Here is a 19076-nt window from a genome sequence, read left to right on the forward strand (position 1 = left end):
CATGCGAGGGGGTGAAACGTTTCAGGGAGCGGCGAACACGGTGCGCAGCGCCGCGTCGTCCAGGTGCGCGGCCACGGCAGCCGCGCCGGTTGCGGACAGCCGCGGCACGAGGCCGAGGCAGGGGGCCTGGTGCTGCCGCCACAGGCGTTCGCGCAGACAGGCGATGTTCTCATCGATCCAGGGCATGCTGGCGTCAACGACGTTGCCGATCCAGCCAACCGGGCGCAGTCCGCGCGCGCGCACCGCTTCGGCGGTGAGCAGCGCATGGTTGATGCAGCCCAGGCGCAGGCCGACCACCAGCACCACGGGCAGGCCGAGGTCGGCAGCCAGACCGGCCGTGTCCCATTCCGGGCCGAGCGGCACGCAGAAGCCACCGACGCCCTCGACCACCAGCACGTCGGCGCGCGCCGCCAGGTCGTTCGCGGCCTGCAGGATCACGCCGCGCTCGATGGCGCGGCCTTCCAGCGCCGCCGCGATGTGCGGCGCGCAGGCGGTGTCGAACTGGTAGGGACCGACCTCGGCGTCGGTCAGCGCGAGCGAACTGGCCAGGCGCAGGGTGCGCACGTCGTCGTTGACGCGCACGCCGTCGACCAGCTCGGTGCCGGCCGCCACCGGCTTGAACCCGGCGCTGCGCCAGCCCTGCCGGGCGCACCAGTGCAGCAGCGCCGCGCTGATGCGGGTCTTGCCGACCTCGGTGTCGGTGCCGGTGACGAAGCAGCCGCGCGGCCTTGGCGAGAGGCTCACTGGAGTACCTTCGTGCTGCGCACTGCGGTGCGAGCTTGCTTGGGGACGGCCCGGCGCGGCGCTCATGCGAGGTCCTTCGCAGCGTGGGCCAGGCCCTGGACCAGGCGCTGCACGTCGTCCGCGCTGTGCGTGGCACTGAGCGTGATGCGCAGCCGCGCTGTTCCAACCGGTACGGTGGGCGGGCGGATCGCCGGCACCCACAGGCCTTGCGCGTCAAGCGCGGCGGCCAGCGCCATCGCGGCGGCGTTGTCGCCGACGATCAGCGGCTGTATCGCGGTGGCCGAGTCGGCCAGGTGCCAGCCGAGCGCGGGGTGCGCTTCGGTCAGCGCGGTGAGTCCACTGCGCAATTGCGCGATACGCTGCTGCAAATTCGCACGGCGCCGGTCACCTTCCTCGCCGCCGATCAGCCGCAGGCTTTCGCGCAAGCCATGGGCCACGGCCGGCGGTGCTGCCGTCGTGTAGATGTAGGCGCGCGCCGCCTGGACCAGCCAGTCGATGATGGTGGGGTGCGCGGCCACAAAGGCGCCGCCCAGGCCGGCGGCCTTGCCGAGCGTGCCCATGACGATCAGGCGCTCGCTGCGCAGGCCAAAGTGCGCCAGGCTGCCGCGGCCTTGCGGCCCGAGCACGCCGAAGCCGTGCGCGTCGTCCACGATCAGCCAGGCATCATGGCGTTCGGCCAGGGCGAGCAGCCCGGGCAGGTCGGCCAGGTCGCCATCCATGCTGAACACGGCGTCGGTCACGATCAGCTTGACCGGCGTGGTGCAGCGTTCGAGCTGGCGCGCCAGCACCGCGAGATTGCCGTGGGCGTAGCGCTGCATGGCCGCCTTGGCCAGCAGGGCGCCGTCGATCAGCGAGGCGTGGTTGAGCTTGTCGGCAAAGATCGTGGCGCTGGCGTCGCCCAGCGCGGTGAGCAGCGCCAGGTTGGCCATGTAGCCGGTGCAGAAGCTCAGCGCCCGCGCGCCCGGAATGGACGGCGCCAGCCAGGCGGCCAGGTCGTCTTCGAGCGCGGCATGGGCGCGCGAGTGGCCGCTGATCAGGTGCGAGGCGCCGCTGCCCGCACCATGGCGCCGCGCGCCCTCGGCCAGCGCCTCGATCAGCGCCGGGTGGTTCGCCAGGCCCAGGTAGTCGTTGCTGCAGAACGCGAGCAGCTCGCGCGCCGGTGCGTCACCCACGCTGACGCGCTGGTGCGGCGCGCAGGGCGATTCGGCGATACGCCGCTGGCGCCGCAGCGCCTGCGCTTCGCGCTCACGCAGTTGGCGGTTCAGGTGGTCTATCAGCATCGGAGCGGCGCTGGTTCAGCACGTCGTCGAGTGTGGCCATCACGCGCCCGGCCAGCCAGGCTGACAGTTCGTCGTCGAGCACATAGGGCGGCATCAGGTAGACCGTGCGGCCGATCGGTCGGATCATCAGCTCGCGTTCGCGGCCGGCCAGATGGAAGCGCTCGGCAAAGCGCGGGCCCGCGAAGGGCTCGCGCACGTCGAAGGCCCAGATCATGCCGCGCTGGCGGAAATGCTCGATGCGCGGGTCGGCTTGCAGCGGCGCGAGCGCGGCCGTGAGCATGGCGGCGCGTTCACGATTGCGCTGCAGTACCTGCTCCTCCTCGAAGCGGTCGAGCACCGCGAGTGCCGCGCGGCAGGCCAGCGCATTGCCGGTGTAGGAGTGGGAATGCAGGAAGCCACGCGCCACGTCGTCGTCGAGGAAGGCTTCGTAGATGCTGTCGCGCGAGAGCACCAGCGACAGCGGCAGGTAGCCGCCGCTGATGCCCTTGGACAGGCAGACCAGGTCGGGCCAGATCGGAGATTCTCCCGGCAGCGCGGCCTGCTCAAAGGCAAAGAAGGTCCCGGTGCGGCCGCAGCCAACCGCGATCTCGTCGGCGATCAGGTGCACCTGGTACTGGTCGCACAGTGCGCGCGCGGTGCGCAGGTAGGCGGGGTCGTGCATGGCCATGCCCGTGGCGCCCTGCACCAGCGGCTCGAGGATCAGGGCGGCTATGTGCTCGTGGCGCGCTTCGAACAGTGCCTGCAGGTCCGCTGCGGCACGCTGCGCCACGTCGGCGGCGGACTCGCCGGGCGCGGCCTGGCGCGCGTCTGGCGACATGACCTGGTGCGCGCGCATCAGCAGCGGATCGTAGGCGTCGCGGAACACCTGGACGTCGGTGACCGCCAGTGCGCCCAGGGTTTCGCCGTGATAGCCCTGGCGCAGGCAGACGAACTCCTGCTTGGCCGGCCGGCCGCGGTTGCGCCAGCAGTGGAAGCTCATCTTCAGCGCGATCTCGACCGCCGAGGCGCCGTCGCTGGCGAAGAAGCAATGGCCGAGCACGCTGCCGGTCCGTGCCGACAGGCGCTCGGCCAGTTCGACCGCCGGCTTGTGGGTGCAGCCGGCCAGCATCACGTGCGGCAGGGTGTCTAGCTGGTCCTTGATCGCCGCGTTGATGCGTGCATCGTCGTGGCCGAACAGGTTGACCCACCAGGAGCTGATGGCGTCGAAATAGCGGCTGCCCTGGTCGTCGAACAGCCAGGGGCCCTGGCCACGCACGATAGGCAATGGCGGCATCTGGGCCGCGCGCTGCATCTGCGTGCAGGGATGCCAGATATGAGTCAGGCTGCGCTGTTGCAGGTCGGAAGAGGCGTGGCGCATGACTCGCTAAGTGAGGGGGTTGGCAAGGGCTCGCATCCAGGCACGGGTGCGGGCGTTTCTGTGACCGACGGAAGCCCGAGCGGCGGCACAGTGGCCTGGGCCGGCGATGCGATGTGGCCTTCGCATGCGGCAGAGGTGTAATCCATTTTACTGAATCTCCTCAGCAACAGTGATTCGGGCTGGCTTGCGGGTAATCTTAATTAATTATTATAGATCACATTGAATGAATCCGCAGCGTTATCACGGCACCGCCCGCGCGCGATGCGGTGCCGAGGTTCGGCAACCCTTTACTTCTTTTCCGAGAAGGTCCTTCTCCCACGCCGATCTGCCAGGCGCTGGCGAACGCATGAGTCAGCCGTCGATGAGGCGTGTGAAGCGGCGGGCTGGCCACCTTCGCGCGCCATCAAAGGTGCTGGGTCGGCACCTTGTGGCGCAGCTCGGTCTGCCGGTTCTTGTCGTCGACGAACACCAGCTGGGGTTCATGGCCGGCAAGCTGGTCGTTGTGCACCTGGGCGAAAGCCGCAATGATGATCAGGTCGCCCACGGCGGCGCGGCGCGCGGCCGAGCCGTTGACGGAAATCATGCCGGAGCCGCGTTCCCCCCGAATGGCGTAAGTGACGAAGCGCTCGCCGTTGTCGATGTTCCAGATGTGGATCTGTTCATTTTCGGCGATGTCGGCGGCGTCCAGCAGGTCTTCATCAATGGCGCAGGAACCTTCGTAATGCAGCTCGCACTGGGTCACGGCAACGCGGTGGATCTTGGACTTGAGCAGGGTGCGGAACATGGGGTTTCCTCGGAATCAAAAAGTGGACGGAACAGGGCGGCAACGCCTGGCGCGTCGGACTCAGGGCTTGAGCTCCAGCGTGCAGGCGTCGCCCAGCGCCTCGCGCCAGACGCGCACGCGGGACAGGCGGGGGCTAAAATCGGGCATCTCGTTGGCGATGAACAGGCAGAGGTTTTCCAGCGTCGGCGCGCCCAGGCCGGGCACCTCGTCGAGCATGTGGTGGTCCAGCAGTTCGCGCACCTCGTCCAGGCGCCGGCGCAGCAGGCCCAGGTCGATCACCATGCCGGTGTCCGGGTTGCGCGGGCCGGCCAGCCAGACCTCGGCGTGGTAGGTGTGGCCATGGATGCGGCGGCTGCCTTCGGCCTCGATCTCGCGTTTCAGGGTGTGGGCCGCATCGAAGAAAAAGCGTTGGCTGACGGTGAACAACATGAGTCTCTCGGCTTTCAGCGGATGCCGCTGATCTTGTGGGTTTGCAGGCTCAGCCGCCAGACTGGGTCGCGCAGGCAGGCGGCGATGCAGGTGGCGGTGTTGGCGGCCTGGGCGGGTCCGTCCATGGGCTGCAGGAAGCGGTGGGTGAATTGTCCGGTGCGGGCGATGGCCTGCAGGTCCAGGCCCGGCTGGGGCCAGACCAGCTTGAGCTCTTGGCCTTGACGCTGCACCCAGGGCGCGCTGGCCTTGGGGCTCACGCAGAGCCAGTCGATGCCGGGTGGCGCGGCGACCGTGCCATTGGTTTCCACGGCAATGCGGAAACCGCGCGCGTGCAGCGCGTCGACCAAGGCCTCGTCCACCTGCAGCAGCGGTTCGCCACCGGTCAGCACCGTCAGGCGGTGAGCATCATCGCCGGCCGGCCACTGCGCCGCGATCAGTGCCGCCAGTTCGTCGGCCTGCGCGAACTTGCCGCCCAGCGTGCCGTCGGTGCCGACGAAGTCGGTGTCGCAGAAGCGGCAGACGGCGTCGGCGCGGTCCTCCTCGCGGCCGCTCCAGAGGTTGCAGCCGGCAAAGCGGCAGAACACGGCGGGCATGCCGGTCTGCGCGCCTTCGCCCTGCAGGGTGTAGAAGATTTCCTTGACGCTGTAAGTCATGCGCCCTCCATGCCGGGACCCGAGGGCGTCAGCACCGTGTTGACCGCCTGCGGCAGCTGCGCCGGGTAGTCTCGGCTGAAGTGCAGGCCGCGGCTTTCGTGGCGGGCCTGGGCGGAGCGCACGATCAGGTCGGCCACCTGCACCAGGTTGCGCAGTTCCAGCAGGTCGCGCGTGACGTGAAAGGCGCTGTAGTACTCGTCGATTTCCTGCTGCAGCAACGCGATGCGGTGCGCCGCGCGCTCCAGGCGCTTGTTGGTGCGCACGATGCCAACGTAGTCCCACATGAAGCGGCGCAGTTCGTCCCAGTTGTGCGAAATCACCGCGGTCTCATCGGCGTCGGTGACGCGGCTATCGTCCCAGTCGGGCAGGGCGGGCGGGGCGGCGCGCGGTGATTGCGCGATGTCTTGCGCCGCCGCGCGCGCGAAAACCATGCATTCGACCAGTGAATTGCTGGCTAGCCGGTTGGCGCCGTGCAGGCCGGTGCAGCTGGTCTCGCCGATCGCATACAGGCCGGGCAGGGTGGTTCGGCCGGCCAGGTCGGCCAGCACGCCGCCGCAGGTGTAGTGCGCGGCTGGCACCACGGGAATCGGCTGGTTCGTGATGTCGATGCCCAGTTCCAGGCAGCGCGCATGGATGTTGGGGAAATGTTCCCGGATGAAGGCGGCTGGCTGGTGCGAGATGTCGAGGTAGATGCAGTCCAGACCGTGCTTCTTCATTTCGAAGTCGATGGCGCGGGCCACGACGTCACGCGGGGCCAGCTCGGCGCGCGCGTCGTGCTGCGGCATGAAGCGCGCGCCCCCGGCCGATTCGGGTAGCAGCAGCCGCCCGCCCTCACCGCGCACCGCCTCGGAGATGAGGAAGGACTTGGCGTGCGGGTGGTACAGGCAGGTCGGGTGGAACTGGATGAACTCCATGTTGGCCACCTGACAACCGGCGCGCCAGGCGGCTGCGATGCCGTCGCCGGTGGCGGTGTCGGGGTTGGTGGTGTAGAGGTAGACCTTGCCCGCGCCGCCGGTGGCCAGGATGGTGTGGGGCGCGCGGAAGGTGATCACCCGGTCGGTCGCTTCGTCCAGCGCGTAAAGGCCCAGGCACTCGTCGTGCGCCAGACCGAGCTTTCGGCCGGTGATCAGGTCCACCAGCGTGTGGTTTTCCAGCAGCGTGATGTTCGGCGACTGGCGCACGCGCTCGATCAGTGTGCGCTGCACTGCCGCACCAGTGGCATCGGTCACGTGCACGATGCGGCGCTGGCTGTGGCCGCCTTCGCGCGTGAGGTGCAGCTGACCGTCCTCGCGCGAGAACGGCACGCCGAGTTCTTGCAGCCAGACGATGCTTTCGGGCGCATGCTCGACGACGAAGCGCGTGGCGGCCGCGTCGCAGAGGCCGGCGCCCGCGACCAGTGTGTCCTCCACGTGCGCCTCGAAGCTGTCGCCCTCGGCGAGCACGGCGGCGATGCCGCCCTGGGCCCAGGCGCTGGAGCCATCGCCCAGCGTGCACTTTGTGATCACGGCGACGTGGTGCGTAGCGGCCAGGTGCAAGGCCGCGCTGAGGCCCGCCAGGCCGCTGCCGACAATCAGCACATCGAAAGAGCGGGAAATTTCAGCCATGAAGGGTCTTGATTGAGGAAGGATGTTGAATGGCAACGCAAAGTGAGCCACTATTTGCAACCAATATTGAGCCACCGGTTTTTAAATAATTTAGCCTAGTCGGTTGTGGACAATTTTAACTGCTCTGCGTTTTTTGCCTTGTTGCGAGAAAACTTGGCGCTGACCCTGTTTGGCGAAAAGCAGCGCGGTGTGCCACCGGTGGTGGATGGCGCTTTCATCTACGGTGACATCACCGAGGGTGGGGCGATCCTGACCTATCCGAACGTCATGGTCACGGTGCTGGCCATCGTGTTCATCGTGGCGCTGCTGTTGTTCGTGCAGTACACCCGGCCGGGCCGCGCCCTGCGGGCGATGGCGCAGGACAAAGAGGCTGCGCGCTTGCAAGGTGTAGATGTGAAAGCCACCACTACCCTTGGCTTTGCCATTGGTATGGCGCTGGCGGGACTGACCGGCGCGCTGTTGGTCACGGTGTATGGCGTGACCTCGGGCGTGGGCACCAACATTTCCACCAAGGCCTTCATCATGATCATGATCGGCGGTGCGGGCGTGACTTCGGGGGCCATCGTCGTCGGAATCTTGCTGGGTTTTGCCGAAGCCATTGGCTACGACCTGCTGCCCGGAAGCCTGGCTTATTTGCTGATTTTTGTGGGAATGATCGTGTTCCTGGTGTTCAAGCCCAATAGTTTGTTTGGCTAGCCTTGGGGCTGAAGGGAGTCAAGAAGTGAACCCTCATGGATACTGGAAAGTTTAACAATCCACACGTCCATCTTGACGGCATCAGGTTCGGCAAGGCTTTGCGCAGGGGGTGAGATGGATTTGACGACTCCATCTTGATGGATGGATTTCTCGGCTCAGGGGCGCTCGAATCTTGCCCAGAGGGCAGGCGATTTCCATAATCTGACCTGCCTTGACGGTGCTTGCGCCAGTAGTCCGGATTTTTTTTTCGGTCCAGGCCTTCTGCGCACGAGACTGGTTGTCTCGGTAGTCTGGGTCGGATTGAAGCTTGCTTTTGTGCCATTGCCGCCTACGCTCTTTCTGGCAATTGGCCTTTGAGCAATACGCTTGGTTTGGCACCTGCGGCGCTGGGATGAAACGAGCGCCACAGTGGGCGCAACGAAGCTTGGTCATGGATGTTCTCCAGTCAATTGAGGGACTAGAAACATCGCTCGATGCGAGGGGCAGGGGGAGAGGTTCGTGATGGCAGGCTTGTTGAAGAGCCCTTGAATGTGCGTCAGTAAATTAAAGACTCCTTTAATGTGATGGCGATGAGTCGAGTTTTGACGTTTGGATGAGATTGACAGTCATGTATCCCAATTGATACAATGTTTCATGAAGACGATCTATACGACCGAAATTTTTGATGGGTGGTTTGACTCCTTGCGAGACAAACAAGCAGCCCGTCGGATTCAGGTGCGTATTGATCGGGCGGAAGAAGGAAATTTCGGAGACCATAAATCTGTGGGTGACGGCGTTTCCGAAATGCGAATTCATCACGGTCCAGGCTTTCGGGTGTATTTCACGCTACGAGGTTTGGAAATCGTCATCCTTTTGGCCGGAGGAGACAAGTCGAGTCAGGCCAAAGATATTCAAACCGCGCAGGAGCTAGCGCGTCAACTGAAGGAGTAAGAGATGACTGCTCTTAAGCTACGTAAATGGGATAGCGCAGAACACCTCAAAACCGAAGAGGACATGGCGCTTTATCTGGAGGCATGCCTGCAAGAGGCGGGGGATGATGCGGCCTTTATTGCCAAGGCTCTAGGCACCATTGCCCGAGCCAAGGGCATGTCACAACTTTCACGCGATACGGGGCTGGGCAGGGAAAGCCTCTACAAGGCGTTGTCAGGGGAGGGCAACCCCAGCTTTGCCACCATCTTGAAAGTCACGGCTGCGCTGGGAATCAAGCTCCACGCACAGCCGTTGCATGTGGGCTAAGTGCGGTAGTTGTGGATTTGGGTTCAATTCCGGTGAACGGATTTGAAGTTGAGTCGGTACAGTTCGTTGATGTAAGTCTGATCTATCGGTTGGCTAAGTCACTACCTCGCATTCACGCCCTAGTACTCTCTGGCACGCTTGAGTGCTAATAGAAAGTTCCTGAGTGGTCAACCATCCACCACCATATGCATTTCCATGGATGCCCTCTATGGAAAACCGAACACCCCGCTAAGGCCCAGTCCTGGCGGGGTTTCGCGTTTTTGCGTGTGGATTTTGAGTCCCACAAAACCCGCATTTTTCGCCCTTCACGCCCTGTTTTGGCTCTCTACTCTCCGAAGTCATTGGATGAGAGAGGGCAACATCCACACGCACGGCTCCTTATAAATCATGGGCTTACGAGCGTTGTCACAATTCCATTTTTTTACAGGAGTGGTGGAGCAATTTGAACTTTCAAATGCACTCCATCCAGCTTGCGCAATTATCAATTTGCAGATGGGCACAGCGATTCGCAACAGTTAAGGCGATGTCTGTTTAAGGCTGATAGCGGTCCCTCGCAGCGAGTCCTAGACCGACAGCAGCCGACCCCAAGCAGTCGGTGAGCAGCGTTTGCTGCATGTCCGCCTTTCAATTCATCGATACGGCAGTTGTGTAACGGTAGGCTTCTAATTCTTTTTACGATGGACAGCAACCATCACCTTCGCAATCGCTTCGAACTCGGCCGAGTGGGCGGATGTGGCGCGAGTCACCAATGCAATTACCCGCTTGGGGGCAGGGTTTGCCAGAGGCATTGCTTTGAGCGATAGATTTTGAAGAAGGCCGCTCTTGATCGCCATCTCCGGCAGTAAGGCCACGCCCATGCCTGAGGCGACCATCTGAACCAGCGTCAGTAGACTGGTGGCTTCCATTCCGTCCACACTGGCAACCTCTGCCGTCCGGCAGGCCTGCAGAGCGTGGTCGCGCAGGCAATGCCCTTCCTCGAGCAGCAGCAACCGCTTCGTCCATGCGCTGCTGAGCTGGATCGCTTTGCCGGTGATGGCGGGGTCTTGCTCTCGTCCCACCAGCCAGAACTTGTCCTTGTAGAGCGGTTGCACGCGCAGGTCATCCGTGTCGTAGGGCAGTGCGATCAGTGCGAAGTCCAGCTGGCGGTCGCGCAGCCGCTCCAGCAGATGGGCGGTCAGGTCTTCGCGCAAGGCCAACTGCAGCTGCGGGAATTTCTCGCGAAGGGCGGGCATGACAGTCGGCAGCACAAATGGGGCAATGGTGGGGATCACACCCAGGCGCAGCTGCCCTTGCATGGGTCGTGACGCGTCCGATGCAAAGTCGCTCAGGTCTTCGGCAGCAGCCAGCACCTGCCGCGCACGGGCCACCACCTCTTTGCCTACCGCCGTCAGCGCCACGGTCTGTTTGTCCCTCTCCACCAGTTGCACACCCAGGGTGGATTCGAGTTCCTTGAGTCCCGTGCTCAGGGTGGACTGGCTCACAAAACTCGCTTCGGCTGCGCGGGTGAAGTTCAGGTGCTCGGCCAGGGCCAGCAGGTAGCGCAGTTGTCTCAGAGAGGGCAGGGCAGCCATGGTCGGGTTCCTTGGGGCTTTGTTATCTGAATTTTAGATTGATTCAGTTGAAATTATGCGTTGGACCGATTGATCGCCGAAATCCACAATTCATCCCATCGCAACACATCTTCACCACCAAGGAGCTTAAAAATGGCACGTCCTGAAATCAAAACCTGGCAGAACCTCGAAGCCGCATTCGTGGGCGAATCGATGATTCGCCCTGGCAGGCCAGGCTACAACGAACAAAACTGCTTTGCAGAAAAGCTTGCCAGCGCTGCTGGCGTGAATTGATTTTTTAACCCCTGAAATGGAGAAATGACATGACCACGAAACTCGACAAAGTCCTCTACACCGCCAAGGCACGTACGACCGGAGGCCGCGATGGCCGCGCCGTGTCCGACGACGGCTTGCTTGATGTGAAACTCGCTCCGCCAAAGGAACTGGGTGGCATGGGCGGCGCGACCAACCCCGAGCAGCTGTTTGCGGCGGGCTACTCGGCCTGCTTCATGGGCGCACTCAAGCATGTGGCCGGCATGAAGAAGGTAGCCGTGCCTGCTGATGCCAGCATTGAAGCCAGTGTGGACATCGGCCCGATCTCCCAGGGCTTCGGCATTGCCGTGCAGATGACCATCAACCTGCCGGGGCTGGACCGTGCGGTGGCGCAGGACTTGGTGGATACAGCGCACCAGGTGTGCCCGTATTCGAACGCGACGCGCGGCAACATCGTGGTCGATCTGACCTTAGGGTGATCTGCCGATCCTCAGGCGTGCACTGAGCAAGGAGTACCGTGCCTTGAGTAGCTGTTCGCCCCAGAACGGACTTCCAGGACGAGCATGCCGGCGACCGCTTCTGGCCGGTAGCAGCCAGCAGGTCTGAGCCAACGATAGTTCCCGTTGCGACGCCGATATCCTCAGCTGCCAGCCTGTGGCCTGTCGGTATGCGTTAAGAACCAAGGGACCGCAGAGGTCCCCCGCGTCAGCCCTCCGCTGCGTTCAAGCCATCACTTGCCGAACCACTTGGCCACGTACTGCCATGTGCGCAGCAACAGACCGGCGCGCTCCACATCGGCCTGCGCCACGAGCGGGGTTTCGCCCAGCGGCTTGCCGTTCGAGGTGGCGACCACCTTGCCGACCACGGCGCCCTTGGCCACGGGCGCTTCCAGGCCCGGTTTCAGTTCCACCGTGGCCTGCACCTGCTGGCCGCGTGGCACGGTAAGCATCCATGGCGCGCCCAGGACCGCACCCACGGTGTCGGCCTTGCCAAAGCTCACCTTGGCCGTTGTGACCACTGCACCTGGCTGGATCGGGACAGCTTTTTCGAAGCTGCCAAAGCCCCAGCCGAGCAGCGTGCGCGTGTGGTCGGCTCGTGCCTGTGCGCTGTGGGTGTTGAGGATGACCGAGATCAAGCGCATATCGTTGCGCTTGGACGAAGTGACCAGGCAATAACCGGCCTCAGCGGTGTGGCCGGTCTTGAGGCCGTCCACAGTGGGGTCGGTGTAGAGCAGGGCGTTGCGGTTGCCTTGCTTGATGCCGTTGTATTTGAAATCGTGTTCGGCGTAGATGGGGTAGTACTCGGCGCTGTCGCGAATGATGGCGCGCGCCAGTATGGCGAGGTCACGCGCGGAGGACTTGTGCTCCGGATCGGGCAGACCCGTAGGGTTGACGAACTGGGTGTACGTCATACCAAGGCGCTGGGCCTCGGCGTTCATCAGCTTGGCAAAGCCGGCCTCTGAACCGGCCATGTGTTCGGCAATCGCTTTGGAGGCATCGTTGCCTGACTGGATGACAATGCCGCGCAGGATGTCAATGACGGTGGCCTGGCTATTGAGCGGCAGGTACATGCACGACTCGGTGCCCGAACCGCGGCACCAGGCGTTCTGGCTGACTGTGACCAGATCGGTCTGCTTGAGCTTGCCTGAGCGCAGCGCTTGCTCGACGATGTAGCTGGTCATCATCTTGGTCAGCGATGCGGGGGGCAGCGGCTCGTCGGCGTTGGCCGAAGCCAGCACCTCGCCGGAGTCAAAGTCCATCAGCAGCCAGGCCTTGGCAGGCAGCGCCGGCGGGTTGTCGGCCAGGGCCGTCTGGGCGGCCAGAGGCGGCAGGGCGTTTGCAGAGGCTGCGGCGGCCGCAGCCTTTTTGTGCGCTGCAGGCTTGGCGGCAGCGGGGTGTTTGGCCGCGAAGGACGCCGAGCTGGGCAACAGGGTGCCCACAGCGATGGCCAGGGCGATGGGGAGAAGAGAGAAAGTCTTGGCTTGCAGGGTGTGGTTCGGTAGAGCATCGATTGTCGCGGATTGGGGGCGGGTTTCTTGGGATGGCTGCCGATTGGCAGTCACCGCCGCTTCAGCGCCGCTCTGCCTCGCGCCAGCTGGCCGCGCCCAGCAAGATGATCTGCAACTGCTGCACGAAGTCCTGCACCATCGCCTGCTCGGACTGAGGCTCGTCGGCGGGCAGATCCAGAACCTCGGGGGCGGCGGCCAGCAGGGTGTTGACCATCAGGCCGCAGACCATGTGCAGGCTGGCCTGCGACAGGCCCTGGTAGGCCTCCAGCGGCGCCAGGTCGCGTGCCGTGTCGTCCACAAAACGCTGCACCTCGTGGCGGATCGCCAGCCGCAGCACCCGGCTGCCACCCGCGCGCTCGCTCGAGATGAAGCGGAACAGCACCCGGTTGTCGCGCACGTACTGCAGGTACACCTGCACCGACTGGCGCACCACGCTGGTCTGGGCCGAACTCGGCTGGCGCGCCTGGCGCAGCAGGCCGCGAAGCGTGGCCCCCACCTCGTCCACCAGGCTCAGGCCCAGCTCGTCTGGGCTGCGAAAGTGCCGGTAAAACGCATTGGGCACCATGCCGGCCTCGCGCGCGATCTCGCGGATGCCCAGGCTGGTGAAGCTGCGTCCCTCGCCGATCAACCGCAGCGCGGCCTGCACCAGGCTTTGGCGGGTCAGGTCCTTGCGGTCTTGCCGGCTCAGCGGCGGCTCGGGCGTGGCGGGGGCGGGGGTGTCGGGACGGGCGTTCGGCATGGACGGATTTGGCGGTTTGGGTTTTTCGGTGTACGATCGTACACAAACAAAGGAGCCCTGTCCATGTCCGACGCTTACCTCAACTTTGCCAACTCGGCCTTTGGCGCGCGCCTGGCCGGCATGCTGGGCCTGCCGCGTCCCGTGCCGCTCGAGCGGTTCGAAGCCGGCCAACCGGTGGTTGCTGGCGACGTGCTGGTCGGCGCCGGTGGTACGCCCGAACTGCTGCCCGCGCTGCTGGCTGCCTTCCGCGCCATGCGGGCCGCCACCGTGGCGCACCGCAGCGTGCAGGGCTGGACCGCGATGGCCAACCAGGCCGGCTTGATGAGCGGGCTGTGGAGCACCGGCGAGCAGCCGGGCGGTCCCCTCAAGGCCGTGGTGTTTGACGCCACCGGCCTGGCCACCGTGGCCCAGGCCGAGGCGCTGTACCAGTGCTTCCACGACGCGGTGCGCTCACTGCAAAGCTGCGGCCGCGTGCTGGTGCTGGGCCGCCCGCCCGAAGCCTGCCCGGTTGCCGAGCAGGCCACGGTACAGCGCGCTCTGGAAGGTTTTGTGAAATCGCTGGCCAAGGAGGTCAAGCGCGGCATTGCGGTGCAACTGGTCTATGTGGCGCCGGGAGCCGAGGCGCAACTCGAAGGCACACTGCGCTTCTTTTTGTCGCCGCGCAGCGCCTATGTGTCGGGCCAGGTGGTGCGGCTGGCACCCTTTGAGGCCCCGGCCCCGAGCGACTGGGTGCAGCCGCTGGCGGGCAAAAAGATTTTGGTGACCGGCGCGGCGCGCGGCATTGGCGCGGCCATTGCCGAAACCCTGGCGCGCGATGGCGCCCAGGTGGTCTGTCTGGACGTGCCGCAGGCCCAGGACGCCTTGCAGGCCGTGGCCGAGCGGCTGCAGGGCCGCGCGCTGGCGCTCGACATTGCCGATCCGGCGGCCGCCGGGCAGATCGCCCAGGCGGCCCTGGCTGACGGCGGCTGGGACGGCGTGGTGCACAACGCCGGCATCACCCGCGACAAGACCATCGCCAAGATGCCGCCGCACCTGTGGCAGACGCTGGTGCAGGTCAACCTGGTGGCGCAGCAGGCGATCAACCAGGCCTTGCTGGAGCGGGGCGCGCTCCAACCCCAGGCACGGCTGGTGTGCGTGTCGTCCATCTCGGGCATTGCCGGCAACCTGGGGCAGACCAACTACGCGTTTTCCAAGGCTGGCGTGATCGGCCTGGTGCACAGCCAGGCGCCGCGCCTGCCCCGCGGCATGGCCATCAACGCGGTGGCGCCGGGCTTCATCGAAACGCAAATGACCGCCGCCATCCCGCTGGCCATCCGCGAAGCCGGCCGGCGCATGAATTCCATGGGGCAGGGCGGCCAGCCGGTCGATGTGGCCGAAACCATCGCCTGGCTGCTCAGCCCCGCCTCGCAGGGCGTGAATGGGCAGGTGGTGCGCGTGTGCGGCCAAAGCCTGCTGGGGGCTTAAGGTGCAGCGCCAGAACATCACACCCGCCAGCACGCTGAGCAACTTGGCCCGTGCGCTGGCCAGCAGTTTCAAGCGCCCCGGGCCGGTGCGCGCGCTGGCCCCGGTCACGCTGGTGCTGCCGCGCGTCGTGGTCGACGCCGCGCACCTGGCGCGTTACGCCGAGGTCTGCGGTTTTGCCCCGAGTGCGCAAGCGCCGCTCACCTACCCGCAGATGCTGACTTTCCCCCTGGTCATGACCTACATGACTTCGCCCGCCTGCCCCTGGCCTGCCATGGGCACGGTGCACCTGGCCAACGCCATCACCCAGCATGCGCCGCTGGCCGCAGGCGATGCGGTGCGGGTGGAGCTGAGCAGCGGCGAGCTGCTGGCGCACGACAAGGGGCAGGTGTTCACGCTGCACCTGCGCGTGCTACGCGAGTCAGATGGCGAGGGCGATGGCCAATGCGTCTGGCAGGCCACACAAACCCTGCTGCGCCTGGGCGTGAAGTCGCCCGTGGGCGCACCGTTCAACGGCGCCGTGGGGCCGGAACTCGCCCTGACCCAGGCCGGTGCATTCGACGCCCCCGCCGACACCGGCCGCCGCTACGCCCCGGTGTCGGGCGACTACAACCCCATCCACCTGTCGGCGCTGAGCGCGCGCTTGTTCGGCTTTCCGCGCGCCATCGCGCATGGCCTGTGGACGCAGGCGCGCGCGCTGGCCCTGTTGCAAGCCGCCGCGCCGGCCACTGTGCTGCAAGCCGCTTCGCTCACCACCGTGTTCAAGCGGCCCGTGCTGCTGCCGACACGCGCCTCGCTCTGGCAGGCGCAGGCCAGTACAGGCCAGACCGTGTTCGAGGTGCGCGACGCACGCGGCGAGCAGGTCCATCTGCGTTCCGAACTCCGCGCCGAACCCGCGCATCAACCCACCATTTCCTGAGCCCCACCATGACCCCCAACAGCACCCTCCGTCGCGTCGCCATCGTGGGTGGCAACCGCATCCCGTTTGCGCGCTCCAACACCGCCTACAGCCGCGCCTCCAACCTCGATATGCTCACGGCCACGCTGCAAGGCCTGGTGGACCGCTTCAACCTGCATGGCCAGCGCCTGGGCGACGTGGCCGCAGGCGCGGTGATGAAGCATTCGCGCGACTTCAACCTGGTGCGCGAAGCCGTGCTCTCCACCACGCTCTCGCCCGAGACCCCGGCCTTCGACCTGCAGCAGGCCTGCGGCACCGGGCTGGAGGCCGCCATGCTGGTGGCGCACAAAATTGCGGTGGGCCAGATCGAATGCGGCGTGGCCGGCGGGGTGGACACCACCTCGGACGCGCCCATCGCCGTCAATGACCAACTGCGCCGCACCCTGCTCGATGTTTCGCGCGCGCGCAGCCCCTGGCAGCGCCTGCAGCGGGCGCTGCGCATCCGCCCGGGGCAGTTCTTCCAGCCCGAGCTGCCGCGCAACGGCGAGCCGCGTACCGGCCTGTCGATGGGCGAACACGCCGAACTCATGGCCCGCGAATGGGGCATCACGCGCGAAGCGCAAGATGCCCTGGCCCTGCAAAGCCACCACAACCTGGCGCGCGCCTATGGCGAAGGTTTCTTTGTCGACCTGATGACGCCCTTCCTGGGCGTGAAGCAGGACAACAACCTGCGCCAGGGCCTGAACGCTGAACAGCTGGCCAAGCTCAAGCCGGTTTTCGACCGCAAGGTGGCGCCCGGCCAGGGCACGCTGACGGCAGGCAACGCCACACCGCTGACCGATGGCGCCTCGGCCGTGCTGCTGGCCAGCGAAGCCTGGGCGGCCGAGCGTGGTCTGCCGGTGCTGGCCTACCTCACGTTCAGCGAGGTGGCGGCGGTGGACTTTTTCAACCCCGACCCGGCCAAGAAAGAAGGCCTGCTGATGGCCCCCGCCTACGCCGTGCCGCGCATGCTGGCGCGCGCTGGGTTGACGCTGCAGGACTTCGACTTTTATGAAATCCACGAAGCCTTTGCCGCCCAGGTGCTGTGCACCCTGCAGGCGTGGGAAGACCCGGCGTTTTGCCGCGACAAGCTCGGCCTGGCGCAGCCGCTGGGCGCCATTGACCGCAGCAAACTCAATGTGAACGGCAGCTCGCTCGCCGCCGGTCACCCGTTTGCCGCCACCGGCGGGCGCATTGTGGCCACGCTGGCCAAGCTGCTCGCGCAAAAAGGCAGCGGGCGCGGTTTGATTTCCATCTGCGCCGCTGGCGGCCAGGGCGTCGTGGCCATTCTGGAGAAATGAGCATGTTGAACTACAAAGCCCCGCTGCGCGACATGCGCTTTGTGATGAACGAGGTGTTCGACTACCCGGCGCACTACCGCGCGCTGGGCAGCGGCGAAGACGCCTCGCCCGAGGTGGTGGACGCCATTTTGGAGGCCGCCGCCACCTACTGCGAAGAGGTGCTGGCGCCGCTCTACGTCTCGGGCGGCGAAGAGGGCTGCCACTTTCAGGCGGGCGAGGTCACCACGCCCAAGGGCTTCAAAGCGGCGTATGCGCAGTTCGTCGAGGGCGGCTGGCAGGGCCTGTCGTTCCCCACGGCTTACGGCGGGCAGGGCCTGCCCGTGTCGCTCAACCTGCTCAAGAGCGAGATGATGGGCACGGCCAACTGGGCCTTCAGCATGTACCCCGGTCTGAGCATCGGCTGCATCAACACCATCTTGCAGTACGGCACCGAGGCCATGCGCCAGCAGTACCTGCCCAAGCTGGTGGCGGGCGAGTGGGGCGGCACCATGTGCCTGACCGAGCCGCAGTGCGGCTCTGACCTGGCGCAGGTCAAGACCCAGGCCAAACCGCTGGGCGACGGCAGCTACGCCATCACCGGCACCAAGATCTTCATCTCCAGCGGCGAGCACGACTTGACCGACAACATCGTGCACATCGTGCTGGCGCGCCTGCCCGAGGCGCCCGCCGGCACGCGCGGCATTTCGCTGTTCATCGTGCCCAAGTTTCTGGTGGGCGAGGGTGGTGCTTTAGGCACGCGCAACGCGGTGCACTGCGGCTCGATCGAGCACAAGATGGGCATCAGCGCCAGTGCCACGGCGGTGCTCAATTTCGACGGCGCCATCGGCACCCTGATCGGTGAACCGAACAAGGGGCTGGAGGCCATGTTCACCTTCATGAACACCGCGCGCATCGGCACCGCCATCCAGGGCGTGGCCCATGCCGAGCTGGCTTACCAGGGCGCGCTGGCCTATGCCTGCGAGCGCCGTTCCATGCGCGCGCTCTCGGGCAAAAAGGAGCCCGAGCAGGTGGCCGACGCCATCGTCTGGCACCCCGACGTGCGGCGCATGCTGCTCACCCAAAAAGCCATCGCCGAAGGTGGCCGCGCCATGATCTACGGCGCCGCGCAACTGGCCGACAAGATGTTTGCCGCTGCCTGGGCCGGCGACCAGGCCGGCTACAAGCGCCACGACGGCGAACTGGGTTTCTTCACCCCCATCCTCAAGGGCTTTTTGACCGAAATGGGCCTGGAAGCCGCCAACCTGGGCATGCAGGTGTACGGCGGGCACGGTTACATCCGCGAGCATGGCATGGAGCAGATCGCGCGCGATGCCCGCATTGCCACGCTGTACGAAGGCACCACCGGCATCCAGGCGCTGGACCTGCTGGGGCGCAAGGTGCTGCTGCAAACGCGCGGCCAGTGCGTGCGCGACTTCACCGCCCAGATGTGGGTGCTGGCCCGGCCGGGCCTGCTGGCTGGGGGCTTGCGTGGCCGCATGGCCCGCGCCCTGGCGCGCCGCGCCGTGCAATGGAATACGCTCACCCTGCGCCTCATGCTCAAGGCCAAGGCCGACCCGGAGCAAGTGGGCGCGTCGTCGGTGGACTACCTGATGTATTGCGGCTACGTGATGATGGCCTACCACTGGGCGCTGATGGCCCAGCGCGCCGAGCAGGCCCTGCACAGCGGCCAGGGGCCAGAGTCAGCGGCGTTCTACCAGGCCAAGCTGCAAACCGCGCAGTTCTACTTTGAACGCCTGCTGCCCCGCGCCGACGCCCACCACCGCATGGCGCTGGCGCCGGCCAGCACGCTGCTGCAGATGCCGGTGGCGGCGATGGCGGGTTGAACCCGCTTCACCGCTTGGCGGCATGGACAGCAATGTATCTCAATGGATACAGAGCGCCATAAAAACGATCTATGTGACCTGCCCCCTCTGGCCGTACCAATCAATCGGAAGTAGTCCAAGGGTTCAAGGTTAATCCAAAACTTGAGGGTTGAGATTTGCAGCGGCATTGGTTTGAATCCTTTGCTGCTGCGCGAACTGAGC

The 19076-nt window shown here is 65.4% G+C and carries 19 protein-coding genes; 9 read left to right on the forward strand and 10 right to left on the reverse strand.

Annotated elements, in window-relative coordinates; translation table 11 throughout:
• Positions 1-21: 21 nt before the first annotated feature.
• The 7 genes from bioD to nadB all read right to left on the reverse strand — a co-directional run bounded on the left by bioD (position 22) and on the right by nadB (position 6851).
• Positions 22-810 carry a dethiobiotin synthase gene (bioD, locus tag B9Z43_RS15975; protein ID WP_108326944.1) on the reverse strand — a complete coding sequence of 263 codons (789 nt, stop codon included), beginning with the start codon at positions 808-810 and terminating at the stop codon, positions 22-24.
• Positions 807-2024 carry an 8-amino-7-oxononanoate synthase gene (gene bioF, locus B9Z43_RS15980; RefSeq protein WP_108326945.1) on the reverse strand — a complete coding sequence of 406 codons (1218 nt, stop codon included), beginning with the start codon at positions 2022-2024 and terminating at the stop codon, positions 807-809. The genes bioD and bioF overlap by 4 nt, the downstream gene beginning before the upstream one ends.
• Positions 1990-3381 carry an adenosylmethionine--8-amino-7-oxononanoate transaminase gene (bioA, locus tag B9Z43_RS15985; RefSeq protein ID WP_108326946.1) on the reverse strand — a complete coding sequence of 464 codons (1392 nt, stop codon included), beginning with the start codon at positions 3379-3381 and terminating at the stop codon, positions 1990-1992. Before bioA ends, bioF begins: the two co-directional genes overlap by 35 nt.
• 403 nt (positions 3382-3784) lie before the next feature.
• Positions 3785-4165 (reverse strand): aspartate 1-decarboxylase, encoded by a 381-nt coding sequence (panD, locus tag B9Z43_RS15990; protein ID WP_108326947.1) that lies wholly within the window; start codon positions 4163-4165, stop codon positions 3785-3787.
• Positions 4166-4225: 60 nt separating this feature from the next.
• Positions 4226-4594: a 6-carboxytetrahydropterin synthase gene (locus B9Z43_RS15995; protein ID WP_108326948.1), complete on the reverse strand. Its 369-nt coding sequence runs from the start codon at positions 4592-4594 to the stop codon at positions 4226-4228.
• 14 nt (positions 4595-4608) lie between these two features.
• Positions 4609-5247 carry a 7-carboxy-7-deazaguanine synthase gene (gene queE / locus B9Z43_RS16000; protein ID WP_108326949.1) on the reverse strand — a complete coding sequence of 213 codons (639 nt, stop codon included), beginning with the start codon at positions 5245-5247 and terminating at the stop codon, positions 4609-4611.
• Entirely contained in the window at positions 5244-6851 is a 1608-nt protein-coding gene (gene nadB, locus B9Z43_RS16005) for an L-aspartate oxidase (RefSeq protein ID WP_108326950.1), read from the reverse strand. Before nadB ends, queE begins: the two co-directional genes overlap by 4 nt.
• A gap of 105 nt (positions 6852-6956) precedes the next feature.
• On the opposite strand from nadB, the gene B9Z43_RS16010 reads away from it, so the two are divergent.
• The 3 genes from B9Z43_RS16010 to B9Z43_RS16020 all read left to right on the forward strand — a co-directional run bounded on the left by B9Z43_RS16010 (position 6957) and on the right by B9Z43_RS16020 (position 8783).
• Positions 6957-7547: a branched-chain amino acid ABC transporter permease gene (locus tag B9Z43_RS16010; protein WP_108326951.1), complete on the forward strand. Its 591-nt coding sequence runs from the start codon at positions 6957-6959 to the stop codon at positions 7545-7547.
• A gap of 633 nt (positions 7548-8180) precedes the next feature.
• The gene (locus B9Z43_RS16015) at positions 8181-8477 is read left to right on the forward strand and encodes a type II toxin-antitoxin system RelE/ParE family toxin (RefSeq protein ID WP_104801852.1); all 297 of its coding nucleotides are present in this window, start codon (positions 8181-8183) and stop codon (positions 8475-8477) included.
• Between the two features lie 3 nt (positions 8478-8480).
• Positions 8481-8783 (forward strand): addiction module antidote protein, encoded by a 303-nt coding sequence (locus tag B9Z43_RS16020; protein ID WP_104801853.1) that lies wholly within the window; start codon positions 8481-8483, stop codon positions 8781-8783.
• Between the two features lie 662 nt (positions 8784-9445).
• Here the strand turns inward: B9Z43_RS16020 and B9Z43_RS16025 are convergent.
• The gene (locus tag B9Z43_RS16025; protein ID WP_104801849.1) at positions 9446-10354 is read right to left on the reverse strand and encodes a hydrogen peroxide-inducible genes activator; all 909 of its coding nucleotides are present in this window, start codon (positions 10352-10354) and stop codon (positions 9446-9448) included.
• A gap of 132 nt (positions 10355-10486) precedes the next feature.
• Between B9Z43_RS16025 and B9Z43_RS17195 the strand changes: the two genes are divergently transcribed.
• Positions 10487-10627 carry a hypothetical protein gene (locus tag B9Z43_RS17195; RefSeq protein WP_158270138.1) on the forward strand — a complete coding sequence of 47 codons (141 nt, stop codon included), beginning with the start codon at positions 10487-10489 and terminating at the stop codon, positions 10625-10627.
• Between the two features lie 29 nt (positions 10628-10656).
• Positions 10657-11085: an organic hydroperoxide resistance protein gene (locus B9Z43_RS16030; protein ID WP_104801850.1), complete on the forward strand. Its 429-nt coding sequence runs from the start codon at positions 10657-10659 to the stop codon at positions 11083-11085.
• A 251-nt stretch (positions 11086-11336) separates the two neighbouring features.
• On the opposite strand, the gene B9Z43_RS16035 is transcribed toward B9Z43_RS16030, so the two are convergent.
• Both B9Z43_RS16035 and fabR read right to left on the reverse strand, forming a co-directional pair.
• Positions 11337-12668, reverse strand: coding sequence for a D-alanyl-D-alanine carboxypeptidase family protein (locus tag B9Z43_RS16035; RefSeq protein WP_233250061.1), 1332 nt, complete (start codon positions 12666-12668; stop codon positions 11337-11339).
• Between the two features lie 7 nt (positions 12669-12675).
• Positions 12676-13353 (reverse strand): HTH-type transcriptional repressor FabR, encoded by a 678-nt coding sequence (gene fabR, locus B9Z43_RS16040; RefSeq protein WP_104801857.1) that lies wholly within the window; start codon positions 13351-13353, stop codon positions 12676-12678.
• Positions 13354-13416: 63 nt separating this feature from the next.
• Here fabR and B9Z43_RS16045 point away from each other — a divergent pair, with 63 nt between their 5' ends.
• From B9Z43_RS16045 to B9Z43_RS16060, 4 genes are read left to right on the forward strand one after another with little or no spacing between them, the layout of a single operon-like run.
• A complete protein-coding gene (locus B9Z43_RS16045; protein WP_104801858.1) occupies positions 13417-14817 on the forward strand; it encodes a 3-oxoacyl-ACP reductase in 1401 nt (466 codons plus the stop codon).
• Between the two features lies 1 nt (position 14818).
• Positions 14819-15733, forward strand: a complete 915-nt coding sequence (locus B9Z43_RS16050) for a MaoC family dehydratase (protein WP_158270139.1) — start codon at positions 14819-14821, stop codon at positions 15731-15733.
• Between the two features lie 8 nt (positions 15734-15741).
• Positions 15742-17052, forward strand: a complete 1311-nt coding sequence (locus B9Z43_RS16055; RefSeq protein ID WP_104801860.1) for an acetyl-CoA C-acetyltransferase — start codon at positions 15742-15744, stop codon at positions 17050-17052.
• A 2-nt stretch (positions 17053-17054) separates the two neighbouring features.
• Positions 17055-18875, forward strand: a complete 1821-nt coding sequence (locus B9Z43_RS16060) for an acyl-CoA dehydrogenase C-terminal domain-containing protein (RefSeq protein ID WP_108326952.1) — start codon at positions 17055-17057, stop codon at positions 18873-18875.
• The last annotated feature ends 201 nt before the right edge of the window (positions 18876-19076 follow it).

The organism is Limnohabitans sp. MMS-10A-192, from assembly GCF_003063335.1.
In the GTDB taxonomy this organism is placed as follows: Bacteria; Pseudomonadota; Gammaproteobacteria; order Burkholderiales; family Burkholderiaceae_C; genus Limnohabitans_A.